The organism is Fusobacterium sp. DD2 (assembly GCF_018205345.1).
Classification (GTDB): domain Bacteria; phylum Fusobacteriota; class Fusobacteriia; order Fusobacteriales; family Fusobacteriaceae; genus Fusobacterium_A.
This window is the reverse complement of the sequence record NZ_JADRHM010000025.1, coordinates 1-24,635: the sequence shown is the minus strand read 5'-3', so window position 1 is coordinate 24,635 and position 24,635 is coordinate 1. Positions and strand designations below refer to the sequence as shown.

Sequence of the window (24,635 nt, the reverse complement as noted above, 5' to 3'; positions counted from 1 at the left end):
ATTATGATAGTAGGATTGACAGGTGGTATAGCAAGTGGAAAATCCACAGTGAGTTCCATTTTTGCAAGCTTAGGAGCAGAGATAGTAGATGCAGACAAAGTTGCAAGAGAGCTCAGTGATTTAAAAGAAAACAAAGATAAAATGGTAGAGATATTTGGAAAAGAGATACTTGACTGTAATGGAGAAATAGTAAGAGAAAAGACGAGAGAGAAGGCTTTTGAAAATAGAGAGCTTTTAAAGAGATTAAATGCACTTCTTCATCCTCAGGTAATAAAGTATTTTATTGATAAAAAAAACAGTCTGAATAAGGGTCGTATTATTATATTTGATATACCGCTACTGTTTGAGTCACATGTTGAATATCTATGTGATAAAATAGTAGTTGTAGTGGTACCAAGAGAGGTACAGGTGAAGAGAATAATGGCTCGTGATGGAAGTTCAAAAGAACTTGCTCAAAAGATAATAGATGCACAGTTTCCACAGAAGTATAAAGAGGAACATGCAGATATAGTTATAGATAACAGCTGCTCACTTGATGAGTTGAATAAAAAGGTGAAAGCTGTATATGAAGAATTAATAGATAATGAGAGGTAATAGATGAAAATAGTAGCCCCAGCGGGAAATATGGAGAGATTTTATGCTGCTGTAAAAGCAGGAGCACAGGAAATATATATGGGTCTTCAGGGATTTGGAGCTAGAAGAAATGCACAGAACTTCACTCTTGAAGAGTATAAACAGGCACTTGATTATGCCCATGCAAGAGGGGTAAAGATATTTCTTACTCTAAATACAATAATGATGGAAAAGGAGATGGAATTTCTATATCCAAATCTTAAGATACTTTATGAACATGGTTTGGATGCTGTAATTGTACAGGACCTTGGATATTTTAGCTATATGAAGGAAAATTTTCCTGATATGGAATACCATGGAAGTACACAGATGACAGTTGGAAATCATTATGAAGCTGAATATTTAAGAAAAATAGGTTTTTCAAGAGTTGTACTTCCTAGAGAGATGACTTTTGAAGAGATAAAGAAAATAAGAGAAAATACATCAATAGAGCTTGAAATATTTGTATCAGGTGCACTTTGTATATGCTATTCAGGAAACTGTTATATGAGCAGTTTTATAGGTAGCAGAAGTGGAAATAGAGGTATGTGTGCTCAGCCATGCAGAAAGCTCTATGAAAAGGGAAATGGAGAAAAGGGATATCATCTAAGTCCTAAAGACCAGCTTTATGGATTTAATGAGATAAAGAAATTAAAAGAGATTGGAATAGACAGTATCAAAGTTGAAGGTCGTATGAAAGACCCTAATTATGTATTTGAAACAGTTTCTTATTATAAAAATCTTATAGATGGAATAGATGTAAAAGAGAGAACAAGTGAGATATTTAATAGAGGTTACAGCAAAGGTTACTTCTATGGAAATGATAAAGATTTAATCAACAAAAATTACTCATTTAATCTTGGTAAAAATATAGGAACATTAAATGGTAAAAAGCTTAAACTTAGCAGTAAAGTAGTACTTGGAGATGGAATAATTTTCCTATCAAGAGATTATGAAAAACTTGGTGGAGGGTACATAAATAAGATTGAACTTGAAAATGGTAATAGAGACAATAAAAGTGCTCAACCAGGACAGGTGATAGTTCTAAAAGATGTACCAAGAGGAAGTAAATATGTATTTAAAAGTTTTTCAAAAGAGATAAATGATGATGTAGAAACAAGATTGAAACAGGAAGAACAAAGACTTGAAATAAATGGTGAATTTGTTGCAAAAATAGGTGAGTATCCAAAACTTATATTAAGAGCTGTAAATAATTTTGGACAGGTTGTAGAAGCTGTTAAAATAGGGGATAAAATTGTTGAAAAAGCCAGCAAAAAATCACTTACATCAGATGAAGTAAAGGAAAAAGTTGGACAGTTAGGTGATACAACACTTGCTCTTGATAGCTTAGACGTAACAATAGATGAGGGAATATTTATGCCTCTATCTATATTAAAAGGGTTAAAAAGAGATTGTGCAGAGGAATTAACTGGAAAAATTGTTGAAAGTTATAGAAGAAAAGCTCCAGCAAGATACTCTCTTCCAGTAGGAAATGAGGCAAAAAGAGAGGTAACTCTTTCAGCTATTGTATCTAATAAAGAGCAGGAGAAAATAGTTAGAGAGTATGGAATAGCAAAGATACTTCATAGAGGAATAGATATTGCAAAAGAGGGAAGACTGGAAGAACAGGATTTAAATAGTAAACTTGCATCAAATCTATACCAGCTTCTTGAAAATAAAAACAGTGACGTAACTGTAAACTGGAATTTGAATATTACAAATAGATATACAGTGGAAGAGCTATGTAAAATAGGAAAGGTTGACACAGTTATCTTATCCCCTGAAATCAGTTTTGAAAAAATAAAAGAGATTGGAAAAACAAGAGCTAGAAAGGCAATATTAGGATATTCAAGACTTAAAGGAATGCACGTAGAGATACCTTTATTTGAAAATGATAAAGAGACAATTACAAATAGTGAAGGGGATATATTTACAGCAGTAAAAACTGCAAATGGAAATACAGAGATATATCTATCTAGACCTTTAAATATTTTAAATGATTTATACAAGATGTCAGATTTGATGATAGATGAGGTAGTACTTGAATTTACAATAGAAACACCAGAAGAGGTAGGAGAAGTACTTAATAATATAAAAGATAGAAAAGGAATATACAGAGCTTACAATTATGAAAGAGGTGTATATTAATGAATAAACATAAAAATTTTATAAGAAATCTTGGAACATGGTTTGGACTTGGAGATATGCCAAAGGCACCAGGAACTTTTGGAACTTTAGGAGGAATACCTGTATTTATAGTTCTTTCATTTATAAGACAGTTTTTTCCTAATAATATGATATATAATTCATTTTATTTGGCATTTTTAGTGACATTTTTTGCTGTTGCTGTGTATGTAAGTGATATATGTGAAAGGGAGATATTTAAGAAAAAAGACCCTCAAAACGTAGTTATAGATGAGGTACTTGGATATCTTACAACACTTTTTCTTGTAAATCCTGTAGGACTTTATCAAAACTGTATGGCAATGGGAATTGCTTTTATAATATTCAGGTTTTTAGATATTACTAAAATAGGACCAATAGATAAATCACAGCACTTTGAAAATGGTGTTGGAGTGGTTTTAGATGACTTCTTAGCTGGAGTGATTGGTAACTTTATAATGGTATGTATTTGGAGCATATTCTTTTAATTAGGGGGACTTGGATATGAAAGCAGCAATAATACTTGTAGGAACAGAGTTATTAAATGGGGCTATGGTAGATACAAACAGTATCTACATAGCTCAGGAACTTAATAAATATGGAATAGAACTTGAAATGAAATTTACAGTAAGAGATTTTAAAGATGAGATATATAAGACAATTGATTACTGTAAAAAGAATGTAGACTTAATTATCATGTCTGGTGGACTTGGACCTACAATAGATGATATTACTAAAGAGGTAATAGCTAATTATTTAGGTAAAAAATTGATAGTTGAAGAGGAAGAACTTAAAGTTTTAAAAGAAAAATTTGAAAAAGCACATATTGCATTTAAAAATATAAATGTAAAAGAGGTTGAAAAACCTGAGGGAGCAGTTTCTTTTACAAATGATGTAGGAATGGCACCTGCTATTTATATTGATGGAATAGCTGCATTTCCTGGAGTACCAAGAGAATTATATAATATGCTACCTAAATTTCTTGCCTGGTATGCAAAGAAAAATAATCTGAAAATTGATGAAATATATATAAAGGATCTTATTACATTTGGACTTGCAGAATCACTAATTGATGAATCAATAAGAGACCTTTTTACAGAGGATGATATATATTATGAATTTTTAGTAAAGGATTACGGAATCCTTATAAGAATGCAGACAAAGGCAAGCAATAAAAATAAAGTGGAAAAAATAGTAAAAAAGATATATAATAAGATTGGAGAGTTTATCTTTGGAGAGGATAATGATAGACTCGAGACAAAAGTTGTTGAGTTGATTAAAAGATTAAAAATGGATATATCAGTGGCTGAATCTTGTACAGGAGGGTTGCTGGCAAGCACATTAATAGATGTACCTGGAGTTTCAGACATTTTAAAGGAAGGGATTGTATCCTATAGTAATCAGGCAAAAATCGAAAGACTGGGCGTAAGAAAAGAAACATTAGAAAGCTTCGGTGCTGTAAGTGAGGAGACAGCACGGGAAATGGTATTAGGACTTAAAAGTGACATTGCTCTATCCACTACTGGTATAGCAGGACCTGGAGGGGGAACTAAGAGTAAACCTGTGGGACTTGTATATATTGGAATAAGAGTGAAAGATAAGGTATATGTTGAAAAAAGAGTTTTCAATGGAGATAGAAGTAGGATAAGAAGAAAGGCAGTATCTCAAGCTCTTTTTAGTCTTATAAAAATTTTAAACGAGGATGTGTGATTAATGAGCAGTATAGGAGAAAGAATTAAGAAAAGCAGAAACGAGATGGGACTATCATTGAGAGAATTAGCTTCAAGAGTTGATCTTTCAGCTAGTTTTTTATCACAGATAGAACAGGGGAAGGCATCGCCATCTATAGAAAATTTGAAAAAAATAGCTACAGCTTTAGATGTAAAAGTTAGTTATCTTATAGAAGATGAAGAAGAAAAAAATAATACAGAATTAGTTAGACGTAATGAAAGAAAATATATAGAGAGCTTAGATTCAAACACTAAAATGGCTCTTTTAACTACATCAAATATAGACAAAACTATGGAACCTATTTTATATGAAATAGGACCATATGGTGAAAGTGGAAGAAGTTATTACAGCCACCATGGAGAGGAATTTATCTTTATAGTGGAGGGAAAACTTGATATATATATAGACGATGAATTACATAGTCTAAATGAAGGTGACAGTCTGTATTTTAAATCAAGTCAAAAACATAGATTTAAAAATAGTACAGATAAGGCTACCAGAGCAATATGGGTAGTCAATCCACCTACATTTTAATAACAGTTAACAATGGAGGTAAACTTTTTAATGAAACTAGAAATAAAAGTACTGAATGCCATGAGACTTACAAAATTATTAATAGCAGCAAGCAGATGGCTTTCAAAGTATGCGGATATTTTAAATGACCTAAATGTGTATCCTGTTCCAGATGGAGATACAGGTACAAATATGTCTATGACTTTACAGTCTGTAGAAAATGAATTGGTAAAATTAGACCATGAACCTGATATGAATGAGCTGGCAGATATAGTTTCTGAAGCTGTTTTATTAGGAGCAAGAGGAAACTCAGGAACGATTTTATCTCAGATAATACAAGGTTTCTTACTAGGTGTAAGAGATAAAGAGGAGATAACAGTTGATGATGCAGCTAGAGCCTTTGTAATGGCAAAGGAAAAAGCTTATGCAGCAGTATCAAATCCTGTAGAAGGAACAATGCTTACTGTTATCAGAAGAGTTGCTGAAGAAGCTGTAGCATATAAAGGAAATAAGGATGATTTTATTTTATTCTTAGTTCATTTAAAAAATGTTGCGAAAGCTGCTGTTGAAGAGACTCCTAATTTACTTCCAAAATTGAAGGAAGCAGGGGTAGTTGACGCTGGTGGTAAAGGTATATTTTATGTTTTAGAGGGATTTGAAAAATCAGTTACAGATCCTGAAATGCTAAAAGACTTACAAAGAATTGTAGAATCACAAGCAACAAGAAAAGAGAGAATGGAGTATTCTCAAGTTGAAGAGGAAGATATCAAATTTAGATATTGTACAGAGTTTATAATTGAATCTGGAAAATTTGATTTAGAAGAATATAAAAAAGAGATAATAGAACTTGGGGATTCGATGGTATGTGCTCAAACTGCTCGTAAGACAAAGACACATATTCACACAAACCATCCAGGTAAAGTATTGGAAATTGCTGTATCATATGGACAACTTAACAATATAAAGATTGAAAATATGGTATATCAACATCAAAACTTACTTGTAAGTGATAAAGAGATTAAAAATAATGATAGATTCATAATAAAAAATGAAAATACAGATACAAAAGCATATTTTGCAGTAGCAGATAATGCTGAACTTGGAAATTATTTCATAAAGGCTGGAGCATCAGGAGTTCTTCTTGGTGGACAGACTAAAAACCCAAGTGTATCTGATATAGAAGAGGGATTAAAACAGATTACATGTAGTAAGATTATACTTCTTCCAAATAACAAGAACATAATTGCAACTGCTAAACTTGCTGCACAAAGATCAAATAAGGAAGTATTAGTAGTTGAAACAAAGAGTATGCTTGAAGGATACTATATAGTAAAAAATAAAATGGAAAAATTTGAAACTGTTCTTGAAAATCTAAAATTCAATACATCTGTTGAAATCACAAAAGCTGTAAGAGACACTAAAGTTGACGATATAGTTATAAAAAATGGAGAGTTTATTGCTCTTATAAATGGTGCAATTAAAGCTAAAGATACATCTCTTGCAGATCTTATGAAAGCTATAGTTGCAAAATATATAACTGATAAATCTATAAATGTAGTTGCTGCTATTGGTAAAGATGCAGATGATGGAGCTACTTCACTTGTAAGAGGGGTAAGCAGCATTATGAAAGAGGAGCTTCTAACTGGACAGGATAACTATCCATACTATTTATATATAGAAAACAGAGATCCTGAGTTACCTGAAATTGCAATTGTAACAGATTCAACTTCAGACTTAACAGAGGAATTTATAGGAGATCTTAATATCTCAATAATACCTCTTAAGATTAAACTTGGAGACAATTACTATAAAGAGGGAGTGGAACTTAATAGAAAAGAGTTCTGGAAGAGAATACTTAATGATAGAATACTTCCAAAAACATCTCAACCCTCTCCTGCTGAGTTTAAAGCATTATATGAAAAATTATTTAAACAGGGATATAAGAAAATTATATCTATCCATATTTCAAGTAAATTGAGTGGAACTCAACAAGCTGCAAGAGTTGCTAAAGGTATGATTGATAAGGGAGATAACATTACAATTGTTGACTCAAAACAAGTAACAATGGCTCTTGGATACCAAGCTTTAGAAGCTGCTAAAATGGCAAAGAAAAATGCAACTGTTGAAGAGATATTAAGCAGAATATATCAAATTCAAGATAAGATTAAACTATATTTCGTAGTTAATGAGTTGGAATATCTTGAAAAAGGTGGTAGAATAGGAAGAGCGTCTTCAGTAATTGGAGGCTTCTTAAAAGTTAAGCCTATTATAAAAATGGACGATGGAGAACTTGCTGTTCAAGGAAAAGCAATAGGAGAGTCAGGTGCTGCGTCATATTTAGAAAGACTTATAAAAAATGCAAGCAAGAAAAACAGTATTCTTCTATATACAGGATGGGGTGGAACTCCAAAAGAATTAGCAAGTGCTGATGAAATGAGAAATCAAAATATTGGAAACACAAGAGTGGATTACAAAGGAAGATTTGAAATTGGTGCTACAATTGGTTCACATTCAGGTCCTGTTTACGGAATGGCGATTCTGCCTAAGATTATATAACGAAATACGTTGTATAATATAACAAAATTATAAATAAAACAGGGATAATTTATGCAAATGATGATTAGGATAAATTATCCCGTTTTTTTAAAAAAATAAATTGTATTTTTTCCGTATTAGGAGTATACTATGTTCAGTTAAGAACAGTAATGAAATAATAAAGGATTTTATTATTTTCTTTGTGTTTTTAAATAGTATATATAGTGGGGAAGCAGCATGTTTTTAATTTTTTAAATTTTATAAATATTTAATAAGGAGAGTGGAAGTTATGAAATTTTCTAGTTACTTAGATCCACAATTTATCTTTACCGATTTAAAAGGAGAGAATCCAGAAGAGATAATAGTAGAGATGGTTGATAGGATTGCAGAAAAGGATAAGAAAGTAAATGCGTCAAAGCAACTTATTCAGGATGCGGTAATAAGAAGAGAGAGAGAAATTCCAACAGGTATAGGGAGTGGAATAGCAATACCACACGCAAGAATTGAAAATCTTAACGATTTTATTGTTGCAATTGGTCTGCTAGACAAGCCCGTTGAAGGAGGTATTGCAGCAACACATCTAACTGATCAGGTTACTTTGATATTTTTAATTATTTCAGATGTATTGAAAAATAAAAATATCTTAAAAGTAATGAGTGCTGTATCAAAATTAGCACTTAGAAAGAAAGAGCTTCTTGAAAAGATTAAGAAAGAGAGAAACCCTAAAAAGGTTATCGAGTATATTCAAGAAGCAGATATTGAATTTGATCATAAAATAGTTGCTGAAGATGTGTTAAGTCCAGATGTAAAACCAGCAACACCAGAAAACACACTTGAAGAGATAGCTAAAAGACTTATTCTTGAAGAAACAAGTGGTCTTCCAGTTGTTGATGGAAACGGGACTTTTTTAGGAGAAATTACAGAGAGAGAATTGATAGCATATGGTATGCCAGATTACCTTTCTCTAATGAAAGATTTGAACTTTTTAACAGTTGGAGAACCATTTGAAGAGTATCTAGTTAATGAATCAAAAGTAACAATAAAAGATTTGTATAGAGTTTCAAAGGATATTGTAATAGATAAAAAAGCTCCAATTATGGAAATCTGCTTTATTATGGTAAATAAAGGAATTACAAGACTTTATGTAGTTGATGATGATGGAAAATATTATGGAATGATAAAAAGATCAGATATCATCAAAAAGGTACTACACATATAATAGTTCTTTTTATTTGAATAGTGGGGTAGATAACTAAGGAGGATAAAACGGAATGTTATATATAATAATTGGATTGATAGTGTTTGTTTCTGTATTCTATTTAATGATTACGGAAAAAATTCCATCAGCTTGGGCAACAATGATTGGTGGTTTGATAATGGCACTGATTGGTATAATCAATGAAGAGGATGCGTTAGAAGCTGTCTCTGAAAGATTGGAAATTTTATTTCTTTTAATTGGTATGATGATAATTGTTCACATGATTTCAGAAACAGGGGTATTCCAATGGTTCGCTATCAAAGTTGCACAGCTTGTAAGAGGAGAACCTTTCAGATTGGTTGTTCTTTTAGCAATTGTAACAGCACTATGTTCTGCATTTCTTGATAACGTTACAACAATATTGTTGATGGCTCCAGTTTCAATCTTACTTGCAAAACAGTTGAAACTTGATCCATTCCCATTTGTTATAACTGAAGTAATGTCAGCTAACATTGGTGGAGTTGCTACATTGATTGGTGACCCAACACAATTGATCATCGGTGCAGAAGGACATTTAGGATTTAACGATTTCCTAATGAATACTGCTCCAATAGGTATTATTTCTATGATTATTTTAATTACAAATGTATACTTAATCTATGGAAGACACATGGTGGTATCAAATGAATTAAAAGCTAGAATCATGGAATTGGATTCTTCAAGAAGTTTGAAGGAGCCAAAACTTTTAAAAGAAGCAGCAGTAATCTTTATTTTAGTTTTAGTTGGATTTGTTCTTAACAACTTTATAAATAAAGGACTTGCTATTATAGCACTTTCAGGAGCTGTAATATTGGTAATACTTGCAAAAAGAAAACCAAAAGAAGTATTTGAAAATGTTGAATGGGAAACTTTATTCTTCTTTATAGGATTATTTATGATGATTAGAGGAATAGAAAACCTTCATATTATTACAATGATTGGAGATAAATTAATATCTCTTACAACAGGTAAATTTGATATGGCTGTTATTGCAGTAACTTGGATATCAGCTGTATTTACATCGATAATAGGAAACGTTGCAAATGCTGCAACAATGTCAAAAATCCTAGCTGTAATGGTACCATCTTTTACTCATATAGGAAATACACAGGCATTTTGGTGGGCACTTTCATTTGGATCATGTCTAGGAGGAAATATCACAATTCTAAGTTCTGCTACAAACGTAGTTGCAGTTGGAGCTGCAGCAAAAGCAGGATGTAAAATTGACTTCTTTAAGTTCTTCAAATTTGGTGGACTTATTGCATTTGAAACACTTCTAGTAGCTACAATATATCTTTTTGTAAGATATATGTAGTATGAAAATTTTTGTTAAAAAAATAATTCATTTATGATAAAATAAGTTGAGAATGACTCGTGAGGGTTGTTTTCAACTTTTTTATTTAGGAGCGAAGGAATGAGAGTATTTAAATTTGAAGAGATTGACTCTACAAATAGATATTTAAAAGATTTGGAAAATAAAGAAAATTATGACTGTGTTATAGCAGATACACAGAGTGCAGGAGTTGGAAGAAGAGGAAATCATTGGGTATCAAATAGAGGAATGGCACTTTTTTCTTTTGCTTTTAATGGGGATAGTTTAGATGAAAAAGAGTATACAAGACTTCCACTTACAGTGGGAATAGCTGTTTTAAAAGGACTTCGTAAGATAGAGCCTTTAGAATATAAATTCAAATGGACTAATGATATATATCTTGATGATAAGAAACTTTGTGGGATACTTGTTGAAAAAGTAGATAACTGGTTTGTAATTGGAATTGGTATAAATATCAATAACACTGATTTTGGATATGCAAATGATAAAGCTACATCAATATCTCTAAAGAGTGGAAAAAATTATATTATAAAGGATATAATCTACTGCATAATAAATGAATTTAAAATGATAATGGAAGATTATAACTGGGAAACTATAAATAGAGAGATAAATAGATATAATTATCTTTATGGTAAAGAGATAGAGATAGGGAAAGACAATATAAGTATTGGTCGTGGAGTTGCAGGAAAAATAGAAAATGATGGAAGATTAGAAGTAAATTGTGGAGAAGAGATAAGATATTTTGATATAGGAGAGATTCATATAAAAAAATAAGAGGATAATATGGATAAAAAGAAAGTAGTAATTGGAATGAGTGGAGGAGTTGATTCCTCTGTATCAGCTTATTTGTTGAAGAAAGCAGGGTATGAGGTTTTAGGTGTCACTCTTAATCATAAAAGAAATTCTGACCTTGAAAAAGAGGTAGAGGCTGCGAAAAGGGTAGCTGATTTTATAGGTATTAAACATATTGAAGTTGATATTGCAGAGATATTTGAGCATGAAGTAATCAATCCTTTCATAGATGGATATTCAAAGGGAATCACTCCATCACCATGTGTTATTTGTGACGAAAGAGTTAAGTATAAAATCCTCTTTGATATGGCAGATAGATATGGAGCATACTATGTTGCAACAGGTCATTACTGCTCAGTTGAATATAATAGTAAGTATAAAAAATATCTTTTAAAAGTTGCTAAGGACGTAAAAAAAGATCAAAGTTATATGTTGAGCAGACTGGATACAGAAAAACTTCAAAGACTTTTATTCCCACTTGAAAGATATACCAAATCTGAAATAAGAGAGATTGCAAAAGAGGCTAAGCTAGAAGTTGCTGAAAAGAAGGATAGTCAGGGTATATGTTTTGCAAAAGAGGGATATCTGGAATTTTTGAAAAAGAATTTGGACAGTAAAATAGTAAAAGGAAACTTTGTAGATAAAAATGGCGTAATCTTAGGGCAACATGAAGGGTATCAGCTTTATACTTTAGGACAGAGAAGAGGACTTAACCTTAAAAAATCAAGACCATATTTTATTATAAAAATAAATCCTGAAAAAAATGAGATTGTTTTGGGAGAATATGAGGATTTAACAGTAAAGGAAGTAAAACTTTTAGAATATAAAGAGGCAGTTTCTTTAAATGAACTTCAAAATAAAGTTCTTTTAGGAAGACCAAGATTTTCAAGTACAGGTGCTTTAGGAACTATTGAAAAAAGAGATGGAGAGGTGTATTTCAAATATTTAGAGGGAAATAAACACACTGCTCCTGGACAACATCTAGTAATATATGAAGATGGATTTGTTTTAGGAAGCGGGATTATATCCTATTAATTAAAAATATTTTTTCAAAAGATACCTCAGTTAAAATTAATGTACTATATCGGTATATTTATTCTAAAATAATACATTTTTTACTTTACTTATTTCAAAAAAAGTAATATAATGAGTTATAAAGGAAAATAGTAATTTTTTTAATTTTAAATATAAAGAGAAAAATTGGAGGATGGAAATGTTAAACGTATATGAAAAAGCTCTAGAGCTTCACGAAAAAAAACAAGGAAAAATATCTGTTATCTCTAAAGTTGAGGTAAATAATAGAGAGGATTTAAGTCTTGCTTATTCACCAGGTGTTGCAGAACCTTGTAGAAAAATAGCTGCAAATAAAAATGATGTTTATAAATATACAGCTAAAGGACATATAGTAGCTGTAATAACTGATGGAACTGCAGTATTAGGACTTGGAGATATTGGTCCTGAAGCAGCATTACCAGTAATGGAAGGAAAATGTGTATTATTTAAAGAATTTGGTGGAGTAGATGCATTTCCAATCTGCTTAGATACTAAAGATCCTGAAGAGATCATAAGAACAGTTAAGTTATTAGCACCAGGATTAGGTGGAATCAACCTTGAAGATATCTCTGCACCTAGATGTATTGAGATAGAAAGAAGACTTAAAGAGGAACTTGATATACCTGTATTCCATGATGACCAACATGGAACAGCTATTGTTGTTGTAGCAGGACTTATCAATGCACTTAAAGTAGTAAATAAAAAAGTTGAAGATATCAAAGTAGTTGTAAATGGAGCCGGAGCAGCAGGAAGCTCTATAATAAAACTATTATTAAGCTTAGGTGTAAAAAATGTAATTGCAGTTGATAGACATGGAATTTTAAGAAGATCAGAAAAGGAAAAATATGACTTTTCTAAAAAAGAATTAGCTGAAATTACAAATGAAACTGATATGAAAGGTGGATTAAAAGAGGCTATAGTAGGAGCAGACGTATTTGTAGGAGTTTCTGCACCAAATGTACTTTCAAAAGAGATGGTAAAAACTATGAATCGTAATGCAATAGTATTTGCTATGGCTAACCCAACACCTGAGATCATGCCTGAGGATGCTTTAGAAGCAGGAGCTACAATAGTTGGAACTGGAAGATCAGACTATCCAAACCAAATCAACAACGTATTAGTATTCCCTGGATTATTTAAAGGAGCACTAAGAGCAAAAGCTAAGAAAATAACTGAAGAGATGAAACTTGCAGCAGCTCATGGACTTGCAGGATTATTAAAAGAAGAAGAATTAACAAAAGAATATATTATTCCAGATGCATTTGACCCTAGAGTATCTGAAGCAGTGGCTCAAGCAGTCGAAAAACTAGCTAAAGAACAAGGAATTTGTAGAGAATAATATTACATAGTATGTACAGAATTTAATAAGTTTATTTTAAACTGGTTTCCACAATAGGAGACCAGTTTTTTTATAAATGAACTATAAATAATGTAAAAGGCAAAAATTGGCTCTTTTGATAAAAAAATGTTTTCATTTAATAATTTAAATGCAAATATTTTATTTTTATTATTTACATTTTTATGAAATGAGGTGTATAATATTAATGACATAATAGTGAGAGTTATGTGTCTAATAATTCTTGTAGGAGGTATGAATATGAGCGTTTTTGAAAAGAAAAATAGTTGTGTGGACAGTATTTTTGCCAGTTCTGAAGCAGTTCAAATGTTACCCCGTAAGCAGATACCTAAAAAGGAATTAGATCCAAAAGTAGCTTTTGAGCTAATTAGAGATGAACTATTCCTAGATGGTAATGCTAGACAAAACTTAGCCACTTTTTGTCAAACTTATGAAGATGAGGAAGTTAGAAAACTAATGGATCTATCAATAAATAAAAATATGATAGATAAAGATGAATATCCTCAGACAGCAGCATTAGAAGGAAGATGCGTAAATATTCTTGCAAATCTATGGCATGCCCCAGATGTAGATAAAGCAATTGGAACATCTACAGTTGGTTCTTCAGAAGCTTGTATGCTCGGTGGTTTAGCAATGTATTATCGTTGGAGAGAAAAAAGAGAAAAAGAGGGAAAAGATTACAGAAAACCAAACTTAGTTTGTGGACCAGTTCAAGTGTGCTGGGAAAAATTTGCCAGATATTGGGATATTGAATTGAGACAGGTTCCAATGGAAAAAGACAGATTTTATATGGATGCCAAGAGTATGTTAGAGTACATCGATGAGAATACAATAGGAGTTGTAACTACATTAGGACTTACTTTTACAAGTATGTACGAGCCAGTAGATGAACTTATCAAAGCTTTGGATAAGTTGGAAGAAGATACTGGATTAACTGTGGATCTTCATGTAGATGGTGCTTCTGGTGGATTTTTAGCACCATTCTGTGCACCTGAAGTAAATTGGGACTTTAAAAATCCAAGAGTTAAATCAATAAGTACTTCAGGACATAAATTTGGATTGGCACCTCTTGGTTGTGGATGGGTTTTATGGAGAGATAAGAGTGATTTACCTGAAAGACTTATATTCCATGTTAACTATTTAGGTGGAGATATGCCTGTATTCCAATTAAACTTCTCAAGACCAGCTGGACAGATAATAGCTCAGTACTATAATTTCTTAAGACTTGGAGAAGAAGGATATAGGAAGATTCATATGAATTGTTACAAAACAGCTCAATATTTGGCAAAAGAGATAGGTAAGATGGGTATATTTGAGGTCATCTATGATGGAGATGAGAAGAAAGGAATTCCTGCATTATGTTGGAAATTAAAAGAAGGTGCAGAAGTAAACTTCAATCTCTACGACTTTGCTGATAAATTAAGAAGTAGAGGATGGCAGGTTCCAGCATATTCATTACCAGCTAATGCTCAGGAAATAGTTATTCAGAGAATATTAGTTCGTAGAGGAGTTGGACTTGATTTAGCAGAGCTATTGATAGAAGATATGAAGAGAACATTGGAATTCTTCAAAACTCATCGTGTATTGGATAATCTTAGTGAAAAAGAAGCTGGATCATTTAATCATAATGGTAAATAATTCTATAATGTAAATAACTCTATCAGCATTTGAGTTCATATTTGAATTTTAATTTGTTGGAGGGATATAAAAATGAGTGATGAAAAAAAAGTAGTTACTACTAATCCTAAGGAAAATAGTAAAGGTTCCAAACTCACCATAGGTGCTCTGATTATGATGAATATAGTTGCAGTTGTAAGTCTACGTGGACTTCCTGCAGAAGCAGAATATGGAATGAGTTCAATATTTTATTATATTTTTGCTGCTATCTTTTTCTTAATACCAGTTTCACTTGTAGCTGCAGAACTTGCAACTGGTTGGCCAGAAAAAGGAGGAGTTTTCAGATGGGTTGGAGAAGCTTTTGGTCCTAAATTAGCTTTCTTGGCTATGTTTTTACTTTGGGCAGAAGTTACAATATGGTTTCCAACAGCACTTACATTTGGAGCTGTGTCATTGGCATTTATAGATCCAAATGAACAAGTAGCTGGAACTCTATCAGCAAATAAGATGTTTGTCTTAATTGTAGTGTTGATAATTTACTGGATAGCCACATATATAGCTTCAAAGGGATTAAAAACATTCTCAAAAGTTGCTAAATGGGGAGGAATTATAGGAACAATAATTCCAGCTATTGTATTGGTAATTTTGGGATTTGCATATGTATTTTCAGGTGAAACTCCACAGATAAGTGTAGATTTTTCAAAGATAATTCCAGACTTTACTGATTTTAATAATATAGTACTTGCTGCAAGTATTTTCTTATTCTATGCGGGAATGGAAATGAATGCAATTCACGTCAAAGATGTTGAAAATTCATCTAAAACATATCCATTAGCAATAATGATTGCAGCTGTTGGTACAGTGGCAATATTTGTTTTTGGAACTCTTGCAATTGCATTTGTAATACCTCAAAAAGATATCAATCTTACACAAAGTCTGCTAATTACATATTATAAGATGTTTGAATGGGCAGGTTTAAGCTGGCTTGCACCAATTATAGCAATAGCTCTTGCAATAGGGGTATTGGCTGGAATAGTAACCTGGGTAGCAGGACCTTCAGCAGGTATGCTTACAATAGGAAAAGCAGGATATTTACCAAGATGGTGGCATTATACAAATAAAAATGGTATTGCAAGTCATATTTTATTATTGCAAGGTATTATAGTTACTGTTTTGTCAGCAACCTTTGTAATACTTCCATCAGTTCAGGCTGCTTATCAGATTATGAGTCAGTTAACAACAATTCTTTATCTACTTATGTATCTATTGATGTTTGCAGCAGGAATATATCTACGTTACAGTCAGCCAAATAGACCTCGTGCATATAAAGTACCAGGTGGAAATCTAGGAATGTGGATAATAGGTGGTGCAGGATTTGCAGGTTCTTCAATAGCATTGATATTTAGTTTTATTCCGCCTGATCAGATAAAAGTTGGAAGTCCACAGATGTATGTTGGACTCCTAATAGTTCTTATGATTATTTTCTGTGCTATACCATTTATTATTTATCATAATAAAAAAGATCACTGGAAAGATGAAGATGCAGAGTTTGCTCCATTTACATGGCAGTTGGAAAATACACATCCAGGACTTCAAAATCATTCCAGCAGGCATATGATTGAACTTGTTGAAGAACATTTTGAGAAAAAAAGAAAAGAAAAAGAGATGAAAGCAAAATCTGAAAAAACAGATGAAGAATCATCAAAATCTTAAAATAAGATAAAAGTTGTGTTGAATCTGTAAAGGGAGGAAACATGGATATAGAAATTATAAAAAAAGTAGCTCAGGAAGCTTATGATAAATATTCAAAATTTGAAGGTGGAGCAAATGCAAGTTATATTCCATATTTGGCAAAAGTTCCATCAGATCTTTGCGGTCTTGCAATAGTAACTCCAGAGGGGTATAAGATAACTGTTGGAGACGTAGATTATAGGTTTGCAATAGAATCTATTTCCAAAGTATGTACTTTAGCTCTTGCAATGGAGCAATCAGGGACAGAGGTTGTAAGAAAAAAAATAGGAGATAGTCCAACTGGACTTCCATTTAATTCTGTAACGGCTCTAGAACTACACAAAGATAAACCTCTATCGCCACTTGTAAATGCTGGTGCAATGTCTACGACTAGTATAATAAAAGCCAGCAGTAAAGAAGATAGATGGAATCAGATTTTAGAATATCAGAGAAAACTTATGAGTAAAGATGTTGCTCTTTCAGATGAGGTTAATCAGTCAGAACAGATTACAAATTTCCATAATCGTGCAATAGCATGGTTATTATATTCAGCAGGGAATATGTACAGTGATCCAATGGATGCGTGTGAAGTATATACCCGTCAATGCTCAACTCTCGTATCAGCTATTGAGCTGGCAACTTTAGCTGGAACATTAGCAAATGGTGGAATAAATCCAGTGACTAAAGAGAAGGTCATATCTAAGGAAAATGTACCAAAAATTTTAGCTGAAATGATGATGGAAGGGCTATACGATGGCTCTGGAGACTGGGCTTATACAGTTGGACTCCCTGGAAAGAGTGGTGTAGGCGGAGGACTTTTAGCTGTAGTACCTGGAGTAGCTGGAATAGCTGCATTTTCACCTCCTTTGGACAAGGCTGGAAATAGTGTACGTTCTCAGAAGATGATTAAGTATGTAGCTAATAAATTAAAATTTAATATTTTCATAAAATGTTAAAGATTAAACCTTTATTGTAAAAAGATAGTGCCAGGAGGATGACCTCCTGGCACTATTTATTTACTTATATAATTTATTTTTAAATTTTTGTTTTTTTAATTGTGCCTGTTTTTTTAAGTCATATTTTTTAATCTTATAGTAGATTTGAGAAAAGGCAGAAATCATGACTATTCCTACTGTTATGGCAACAGTGATAAGGAGAGTTTCAATCCCTTTGGATATTGCCATCTCTGTATAACCTTGCACAAAATATGACATAGTAAAGTATACACCACTTCCTGGAACCAGTGGAATAAGACTTGCTATGAGAGTAGAAGTAACAGGAGTTTTTAAAACTCTTGCTGAAATCTCTGAGAATATAGTTATTGCCATAGCTGCAAATAAAAAAGAACCAGGATTACTATTTCCATGAGACTTAAAAAAAACATATACAGCCCACCCAATTCCACCACCAATAGATGCAAAAATGAGCTTTTTTCCTTTTAAGTTATATATAATTCCAAAGGCAAATGTACTTCCAACAGCTGCCAGTATCTGAATAATTGTATTTGTCTCCATTTGTACCTCCTAGAAATAAATGAGATATAGGGCAAAACCAGTGCCGCATGCAAGAGCTGCACCAACTAAAAATGCTTCAACTGCTCTTGATATTCCTGAGAGAAGATCACCAGCAGCAAGGTCTCTTATTGCATTCGTAAGAGCAATACCTGGAACAAGTAGCATTATTGTCCCAATAGTTGATAAAGAAACAGTTTTAGTAAAACCTAATCTCACTCCAAGATAGGAGGTTAGAGTACATAAAAACCCACCTAAAGTATTTAGAAAAAAGCTATTAGATTGAACTTTAGTAGCAAAATCTGAAATTATAAATATCAGACCTCCACCTATAGATGCAATGATTGCATCATGAAGTCCGCCATTGAATAGAAATGCGAAAGAAAAAGCACCAAAGCAGTATGCAAGGCAGTTAAGAATTTTACTGTATCTTCTATTTACTAAAACATCATCAATAGCCCATACCAACTCATCAAAAGTATATGTTTCTAAGTTTCTTACAATATCATTGAGCATATGAACTTTGTTTAGATTGATTGTTCTGGCAGTTATTCTTTCAACAGATGAGAAAGTTTCTCCCTGTTCATTTTTAACTGAGGTTATAATTCCAGTTATAGAGACAAAACATTGACAACTCAGATTATATCTTTTGCATATTTGAGATATTATTGTTTCAACTCTATAGGTTTCTGCTCCATTTTCAAGAGCAATTTTTCCAGCTTTATTAGCAAGGTTTAAAATTTTGTTTTCAAGATTTCCCATAGCATCTTTCCCCCTGACGGCTATTTAAACATCTCTAAAACAGTTGCAGAATAATTTCCATTATCATCATGAGTGATTAGTGGCGGTAACACACGAAGTCCCGGATTTCCATATTTAACACCCTCTATGAGAAGAATCTTCCCCTCTTTACCTAATTTAGAATAACAGAATTGAATTCTTTTAGGTTCAATATCATATTTTTTAAAAGTGTCAAGTATATCCATAAGTCTATCCACCCTGTGAACCAGTGTAAAATATCCTTTATCTTTTAAAAGCTTACTTGCAGTTTCCACTAGACTATCCAGGTTAATAGATATCTCATGTCTTGCTAAAGTAAGTTGATTTAAGTTATTGAGCTGTTTTTTCTCTCCACTGAATTTAAAAAAAGGTGGATTTGAAACAACTAAATCCATTGAGTTAGGTCTGAAATGCGCTTTCCAATTTTTCATATCGTCGTTGATTATCTCAATCTGATTTTCTAAATTGTTAAGTTTTACATTTCTTGTAGCTAGATCACTGGATATTGGTTGAATTTCTACTCCATATATTTTAGCCTTTGTTCTTTTAGACAAAAAAAGTGGAATAACACCATTTCCTGTACCTAAATCTGCAATTCTATTTGTATTTCTTGTAAGTGATGCAAATTCAGAAATAAGAAGTGAATCTATGCAAAATGCAAAGTGGTCAGTTCTTTGTATTATTTTCATATTTTTATTTAAAAGATCAATTATAGTTTCATTGTTTTGTTCGTTTATCATCAATATACCTCCAATTATATTATATCAAATCTCCAAATAAAAAAATAGACTGTTAAAATAAAAATAGAGTGCATAGCACTCTATTTTTAAAAGACATATATATTAAACAACTCCAACCATACCTAAGATAATAACTACTGCTAAGGCAAATACAGGAATCACACAAGAAACCATTCCAATATCATTATAAGAGTCTTTATGAGTCATTTTTGTAACTGCTAAAAGAGTTAATACAGCACCACAATGTGGTAAAGAATCAAGACCACCAGAAGCAATAGTTGCAACTCTATGAAAAACTTCTATATTTATTCCATGAGCAGCAGCAATTTGCATATATTGAGGTGCTAAAGCTTCTAAAGCTATTCCCATACCACCAGATGATGAACCAGTAGCTCCCGCTAGAAGAGTGATTGCTAATCCTTCAGAGATAAGTGGGCTTGCTTTAATTCCAAGAAGCATATTTGTCAGAGTCTGGAATCCTGGAACTACTCTTACTACTCCACCGAAACCAACTGCAGCAGCAGTATTTAATATTGCAATAACTGCTCCATATCCACCTTCATTAAAAGCTGTAGTAAAAGATTTAAATTTATCCAGGTGAAGTGCCATTACAGTGACATTTCCACATAAAAGTGAAAGAATACTTGCTGGAGTGATAGCAATTCCTGATTTACTAAATAGATATAAAGAGATTACAACAACTAATAGAGGAATAATTGATAAATAAGAATTTGGTAATTTCTTATATGATGCAGTAGAAAAATCTTCATCTGGTTCAGTAAAATGCTCCCCATTAGCAATTAACTTACGTTCTTTCCAGATTAGATATAGGTATCCTCCAAGGAACATTATAAGTCCTCCTACTATTCCAAGTAAAGGAGCTGCATAAGCAGTAGTGTGGAAATATTTTCCAGCTATAATATTATTTAATTGTGGACTTCCAGGAAATGCTGTCATTGTAAATGTGAAAGCACCTAATGCTATTGCTCCTGGAATTAATTTTCTTGGAATATTTGCTTCTCTGAAAAGTGAAATAGCAAGTGGGTATATTGCAAATACCACTACGAAAAGACTAACTCCACCATAAGTAAGTACAGCACAACTTACAATAACAGATAGAAGGGCTCTTTTTGCTCCAATCAGCTTTACCAGTAGTTGAGCAACAGCTTTTGCAGATCCAGTAATATCCATTAATTTACCAAAAACAGCACCTAAGAAAAATAGTGGGAACCAAGATTGTGTAAAACCTGCAAGAGATCCCATATAATTTACAACATAAGCATCTAATAATCTATTTCCATCAAATCCAAATCCAAATAATGCCACAACCAAAGCAGAAAGTGGCGCGACCCATATGATTGAATATCCTTTGTAAGAAAGAAAAACCAACAGGATAAGTCCAATAAGTATACCTAACATAATATCCTCCTAATATTTTATTTGACAATAGTTTTTAATCTGAATATGATAACAAAATGTCCTAACTTAATTCAAAAGGATTATATTACAAATAAAATATTAAGTAAAACATAAGATATTCATACTTTATATGAAAAAAAATCATATTAGAGAAATATTTTTATAAAAGTATCTATAATTCTATCTCCTTGGTAAAATCAATAAAAAGTTTAATGGCCTTAGAAATATATTTATCTTTACGGACAATAAATGCTATATTCCATGGAAACCCTTCTTTAATTTTTAGAGCTTTTATATTTTTAGAATGAAATTTACTTAAAATTGGTTTTGGTAAAATTGAAACTCCTTGATTTAATGCTACAAGTTCAGCTATAAAATCCCATTGAGAACTTTTATAGATTATATTTGGGGTAAATCCAGCTTCTCGGCATTTGTCATGGATAATGTCGTGAAGCATATAAGCTTCGTTGAGTGAAATTAAGGGTTCATCTATAAAGTCTTTTATTGAAACTTCATCATATTTTGCTAGAGGATGCTGCTTATTCACAACTCCTACAATCTCCGCTTCAAAAATCTCAGTAACATCAAAATTCTCAGAAGAAAAAGGAAGAATAACTACTCCAATATCAATATCCCCTTTTTCAACTTTACTTTTGACAGTATTAGCTCCAGCTTCTATTACATTTAATTGAATAGAGGGGTATTTAGCTCTAAACTGTTGAATGATAGATGTAAAATAAATAGTACTTATAACAGGTGGAACTCCAACTTTTATTTTTCCTTTTTCAAGAGTTATTGAATCTAATAAAATTGATAATTGTTCATTTATATGTTTAAGAGCAATAATGCCGTTATCATAAAAAATCTGACCTTCAGGAGTTAGTTTAAACTCTTTAGATGTTCTATCTATAAGAGTTGTGCCCAACTCAAATTCAAAAGTTTTAATTGATTTACTTAATGCAGACTGGCAAACAAATAGTTTTTTAGAAGCTTTAGTAAAACTCTTTTCTTTAGCAACCTCTAAAAAATAGGTCAGTGCTTTTATATTCATTTTTAAAATTCACCTCTTTATTTTTTTTAATTAGGAATATTATATATTAAATTTAAATTAATTGTAAGAATAACACATGATTTTTTTAATCAAGAATGGGTGATTTTTAATACATTTTTGTCATTTTGTATATGAAAAAAATTCATAATGAAAATATTGAAAAACGTTTTAAACTCGGACAAAATAAAGCTTTCAAAAGATTTTTTCTGAGTTTAATTATCTTAAAAAATACATAAAATAGATTTTTTTCAATTTATGTTAAAAAAATTAATTGACATTTGTATGGAATTCAAATATAATCGCCTTGAATATGACAGTAAAAAATGATAACAAAATATCCTGCTTTTTCAAAATAAAAAAATTAAAGAGGAAGTGAGGATATGGCTCAATTTATTAAAGCAACTGAAGTTGCAGGAGTTATAAAAGATGGAATGACTGTATTTTTAGATGGATTTGTTGGAATAGGTATCCCAGAAGAAGTCTATATAGAGGTTGAAAAATCTTTTTTAGAAAAAGGAACTCCTAAAGATCTTAACATCATGTTTGCTGCTGGATTTGGAAATGCCAAAACAGGAACAGGATTAAATAGATTTGCTCATAAGGGAATGATAAAGAAAGTTATAGGTGGGCACTGGGGTCTGGCTCCAAAGCTTGGAGAATTAGCAAATAGTAATGATATAGAAGGATACAATTTCCCTCAAGGTGTTATAGCTCAGATGTTTAGAGATATGGCTGCTAATAAACCTGGAACAATTTCTCACGTAGGATTAGGGACATTTGTAGATCCAGATTTACAGGGTGGAAAGTTAAACGATATCACTAAAGAGGATATTGTTGAGAAATTACATTTAAATCAGAGAGATGTATTGTTTTTCAAAGGTCAAAAAGGAGATATTGCCTTATTAAAAGGAACTACTGCAGATTGTGAAGGAAATATCTCAATGGAAGAAGAACCTCTTACTCTTGAGACTTTGTCAATTGCTATGGCTGTAAAAAATAATGGTGGAAAAGTAATAGTTCAAGTAAAAAGAACACTTGAAGATGGTTATATCCAACCAAAAGATGTAAAAATCCCTGGAATTTTAGTTGATTATGTAGTTGTTGCAGAGAATGAGGAAAATCATAAACAGACATTAGGTGTTGATTATAGAGATGAATATGTAACAAGAAAATCAACTGTTAACACACCTAAAGATGCAGCAAAACTTGATGAAAGAAAAATAGTTGCAAGAAGATGTGCAATGCTCCTAAATAGAAATCAAAAAATACTTAATTATGGAATTGGAATGCCTGAAATGATTGCAAATGTATTAAATGAAGAGCAACAGGAAGAGCATTTCATCCCTACTGTTGAACCAGGAGCAATTGGAGGAACTCCAGAAGGAGGACTTAACTTTGGTGCTTCTATCTATCCTAGAGCTACTGTGGACCAACCATATCAGTTTGATTTTTATGATGGTGGTGGAATAGATGCAGCCTTTTTAGGATTAGCTCAATGTGATAGAAATGGAAATATAAATGTTTCTAAATTTGGACCAAAAATTGCGGGATGCGGTGGATTTATAAATATCACTCAAAATGCCAAATCAGTTGTATTTTGTGGAACATTTACAGCTGGTGGCCTAGATATTGAAGTTAAAGATGGACAGCTTGTTATAAAACAAGATGGAAAAATTAAAAAATTTATATCTGATGTTGAACAGATCACTTTCAGTGGAGATGTAGCAAGAATGAATGATAAAAAAGTTATATATGTAACTGAAAGAGCTGTTTTTGAACTTACAAAAGAAGGAGTTGTTCTTACTGAGATAGCTCCTGGAGTAGATTTGGACAAACATATTCTTAGTCAGATGGATTTTAAACCTTTAATTTCTGAAAATTTAAAATTGATGGATGAAAGAATTTTTAGAGATGAAAAAATGGGATTAACTTTATAGAGAGATATTTAAAAATTAATTAGGAGGATATTGCTTAGAGAAGCAATTTAATATAAAAATGAGATTTGAAGAATTAGAATTAGGAATGAAAGCAACTGTAACTAAAACAATAACTGAAGGGGACGTAACACTTTATGCAGGATTAACACTGGATATAAACCCTGCTCACTTAAATGAAGAATATGCGAAAACAACTATGTTTAAACATAGAATAGCCCATGGAATGTTAACTGCCGGACTTGTATCTGCTGTACTAGGAACAAAACTTCCAGGTGAAGGAAGTATATATATGGGACAGGAAATGATGTTTACAGCTCCTGTGTATTTTGGAGATACAATTACTGCTACAGCTGAAATAATAGAATTGATTCCTGAAAAAAATAGAGTTATCCTTTCAACAATCTGTACAAATCAAGAGGGAAAAGTAGTATTAAAAGGACAAGCTAAAATAATGAAAAAATAGTGTTTCAGTTGATTATTAAATTATTAGGAGGATTAAAAGATGAACTTTAACATACCA

The 24,635-nt window shown here is 31.9% G+C and carries 21 protein-coding genes; 16 read left to right on the top strand and 5 right to left on the bottom strand.

Going from position 1 to position 24,635, the window contains the following annotated elements; genetic code table 11:
* Positions 1-3 precede the first annotated feature (3 nt).
* From coaE to glsA, 14 genes are all read left to right on the top strand, one after another.
* The gene (coaE, locus tag IX290_RS05465; protein WP_211492202.1) at positions 4-594 is read left to right on the top strand and encodes a dephospho-CoA kinase; all 591 of its coding nucleotides are present in this window, start codon (positions 4-6) and stop codon (positions 592-594) included.
* Positions 595-597: 3 nt separating this feature from the next.
* Positions 598-2,760 (top strand): U32 family peptidase, encoded by a 2,163-nt coding sequence (locus IX290_RS05460; RefSeq protein ID WP_211492201.1) that lies wholly within the window; start codon positions 598-600, stop codon positions 2,758-2,760.
* Entirely contained in the window at positions 2,760-3,263 is a 504-nt protein-coding gene (locus IX290_RS05455) for a phosphatidylglycerophosphatase A (RefSeq protein ID WP_211492200.1), read from the top strand. The genes IX290_RS05460 and IX290_RS05455 overlap by 1 nt, the downstream gene beginning before the upstream one ends.
* Positions 3,264-3,279: 16 nt before the next feature.
* Complete coding sequence (locus tag IX290_RS05450; RefSeq protein WP_211492199.1) at positions 3,280-4,485, top strand: CinA family nicotinamide mononucleotide deamidase-related protein; 1,206 nt, start codon at positions 3,280-3,282, stop codon at positions 4,483-4,485.
* A 3-nt stretch (positions 4,486-4,488) separates the two neighbouring features.
* Positions 4,489-5,040 carry a cupin domain-containing protein gene (locus tag IX290_RS05445; protein ID WP_211492198.1) on the top strand — a complete coding sequence of 184 codons (552 nt, stop codon included), beginning with the start codon at positions 4,489-4,491 and terminating at the stop codon, positions 5,038-5,040.
* A gap of 30 nt (positions 5,041-5,070) precedes the next feature.
* The gene (locus IX290_RS05440; RefSeq protein WP_211492197.1) at positions 5,071-7,575 is read left to right on the top strand and encodes a DegV family EDD domain-containing protein; all 2,505 of its coding nucleotides are present in this window, start codon (positions 5,071-5,073) and stop codon (positions 7,573-7,575) included.
* A gap of 268 nt (positions 7,576-7,843) precedes the next feature.
* Positions 7,844-8,773, top strand: a complete 930-nt coding sequence (locus IX290_RS05435; RefSeq protein WP_211492196.1) for a PTS sugar transporter subunit IIA — start codon at positions 7,844-7,846, stop codon at positions 8,771-8,773.
* Positions 8,774-8,825: 52 nt separating this feature from the next.
* Positions 8,826-10,106 (top strand): ArsB/NhaD family transporter, encoded by a 1,281-nt coding sequence (locus IX290_RS05430; RefSeq protein ID WP_211492195.1) that lies wholly within the window; start codon positions 8,826-8,828, stop codon positions 10,104-10,106.
* 99 nt (positions 10,107-10,205) lie between these two features.
* Positions 10,206-10,901, top strand: coding sequence for a biotin--[acetyl-CoA-carboxylase] ligase (locus tag IX290_RS05425; RefSeq protein ID WP_211492194.1), 696 nt, complete (start codon positions 10,206-10,208; stop codon positions 10,899-10,901).
* 9 nt (positions 10,902-10,910) lie between these two features.
* Complete coding sequence (gene mnmA / locus IX290_RS05420) at positions 10,911-11,954, top strand: tRNA 2-thiouridine(34) synthase MnmA (protein ID WP_211492193.1); 1,044 nt, start codon at positions 10,911-10,913, stop codon at positions 11,952-11,954.
* 178 nt (positions 11,955-12,132) lie between these two features.
* The gene (locus IX290_RS05415; RefSeq protein ID WP_211492192.1) at positions 12,133-13,311 is read left to right on the top strand and encodes a malic enzyme-like NAD(P)-binding protein; all 1,179 of its coding nucleotides are present in this window, start codon (positions 12,133-12,135) and stop codon (positions 13,309-13,311) included.
* A 258-nt stretch (positions 13,312-13,569) separates the two neighbouring features.
* Positions 13,570-14,967, top strand: a complete 1,398-nt coding sequence (locus IX290_RS05410) for a glutamate decarboxylase (protein WP_211492191.1) — start codon at positions 13,570-13,572, stop codon at positions 14,965-14,967.
* A gap of 72 nt (positions 14,968-15,039) precedes the next feature.
* The gene (gene gadC / locus IX290_RS05405) at positions 15,040-16,659 is read left to right on the top strand and encodes a putative glutamine/gamma-aminobutyrate antiporter GadC (protein WP_211492190.1); all 1,620 of its coding nucleotides are present in this window, start codon (positions 15,040-15,042) and stop codon (positions 16,657-16,659) included.
* Positions 16,660-16,700: 41 nt separating this feature from the next.
* Positions 16,701-17,633 (top strand): glutaminase A, encoded by a 933-nt coding sequence (glsA, locus tag IX290_RS05400; RefSeq protein ID WP_211492189.1) that lies wholly within the window; start codon positions 16,701-16,703, stop codon positions 17,631-17,633.
* A 60-nt stretch (positions 17,634-17,693) separates the two neighbouring features.
* Here the strand turns inward: glsA and IX290_RS05395 are convergent, their stop codons facing one another.
* From IX290_RS05395 to IX290_RS05375, 5 genes are all read right to left on the bottom strand, one after another.
* Positions 17,694-18,191: a threonine/serine exporter family protein gene (locus IX290_RS05395; protein ID WP_211492188.1), complete on the bottom strand. Its 498-nt coding sequence runs from the start codon at positions 18,189-18,191 to the stop codon at positions 17,694-17,696.
* A gap of 9 nt (positions 18,192-18,200) precedes the next feature.
* Positions 18,201-18,950: a threonine/serine exporter family protein gene (locus tag IX290_RS05390; RefSeq protein ID WP_211492187.1), complete on the bottom strand. Its 750-nt coding sequence runs from the start codon at positions 18,948-18,950 to the stop codon at positions 18,201-18,203.
* 20 nt (positions 18,951-18,970) lie between these two features.
* Positions 18,971-19,708: a tRNA1(Val) (adenine(37)-N6)-methyltransferase gene (locus IX290_RS05385; RefSeq protein WP_211492186.1), complete on the bottom strand. Its 738-nt coding sequence runs from the start codon at positions 19,706-19,708 to the stop codon at positions 18,971-18,973.
* Positions 19,709-19,810: 102 nt separating this feature from the next.
* A complete protein-coding gene (locus tag IX290_RS05380; protein WP_211492185.1) occupies positions 19,811-21,127 on the bottom strand; it encodes a GntP family permease in 1,317 nt (438 codons plus the stop codon).
* 172 nt (positions 21,128-21,299) lie between these two features.
* A complete protein-coding gene (locus IX290_RS05375) occupies positions 21,300-22,178 on the bottom strand; it encodes a LysR family transcriptional regulator (protein ID WP_211492184.1) in 879 nt (292 codons plus the stop codon).
* A gap of 380 nt (positions 22,179-22,558) precedes the next feature.
* Here IX290_RS05375 and IX290_RS05370 point away from each other — a divergent pair, with 380 nt between their 5' ends.
* Together IX290_RS05370 and IX290_RS05365 are read left to right on the top strand one after the other, a co-directional pair.
* Positions 22,559-24,115 carry an acyl CoA:acetate/3-ketoacid CoA transferase gene (locus IX290_RS05370; RefSeq protein ID WP_211492183.1) on the top strand — a complete coding sequence of 519 codons (1,557 nt, stop codon included), beginning with the start codon at positions 22,559-22,561 and terminating at the stop codon, positions 24,113-24,115.
* 58 nt (positions 24,116-24,173) lie between these two features.
* Positions 24,174-24,578, top strand: a complete 405-nt coding sequence (locus IX290_RS05365) for a MaoC family dehydratase (protein WP_211492182.1) — start codon at positions 24,174-24,176, stop codon at positions 24,576-24,578.
* Positions 24,579-24,635 lie beyond the last annotated feature (57 nt).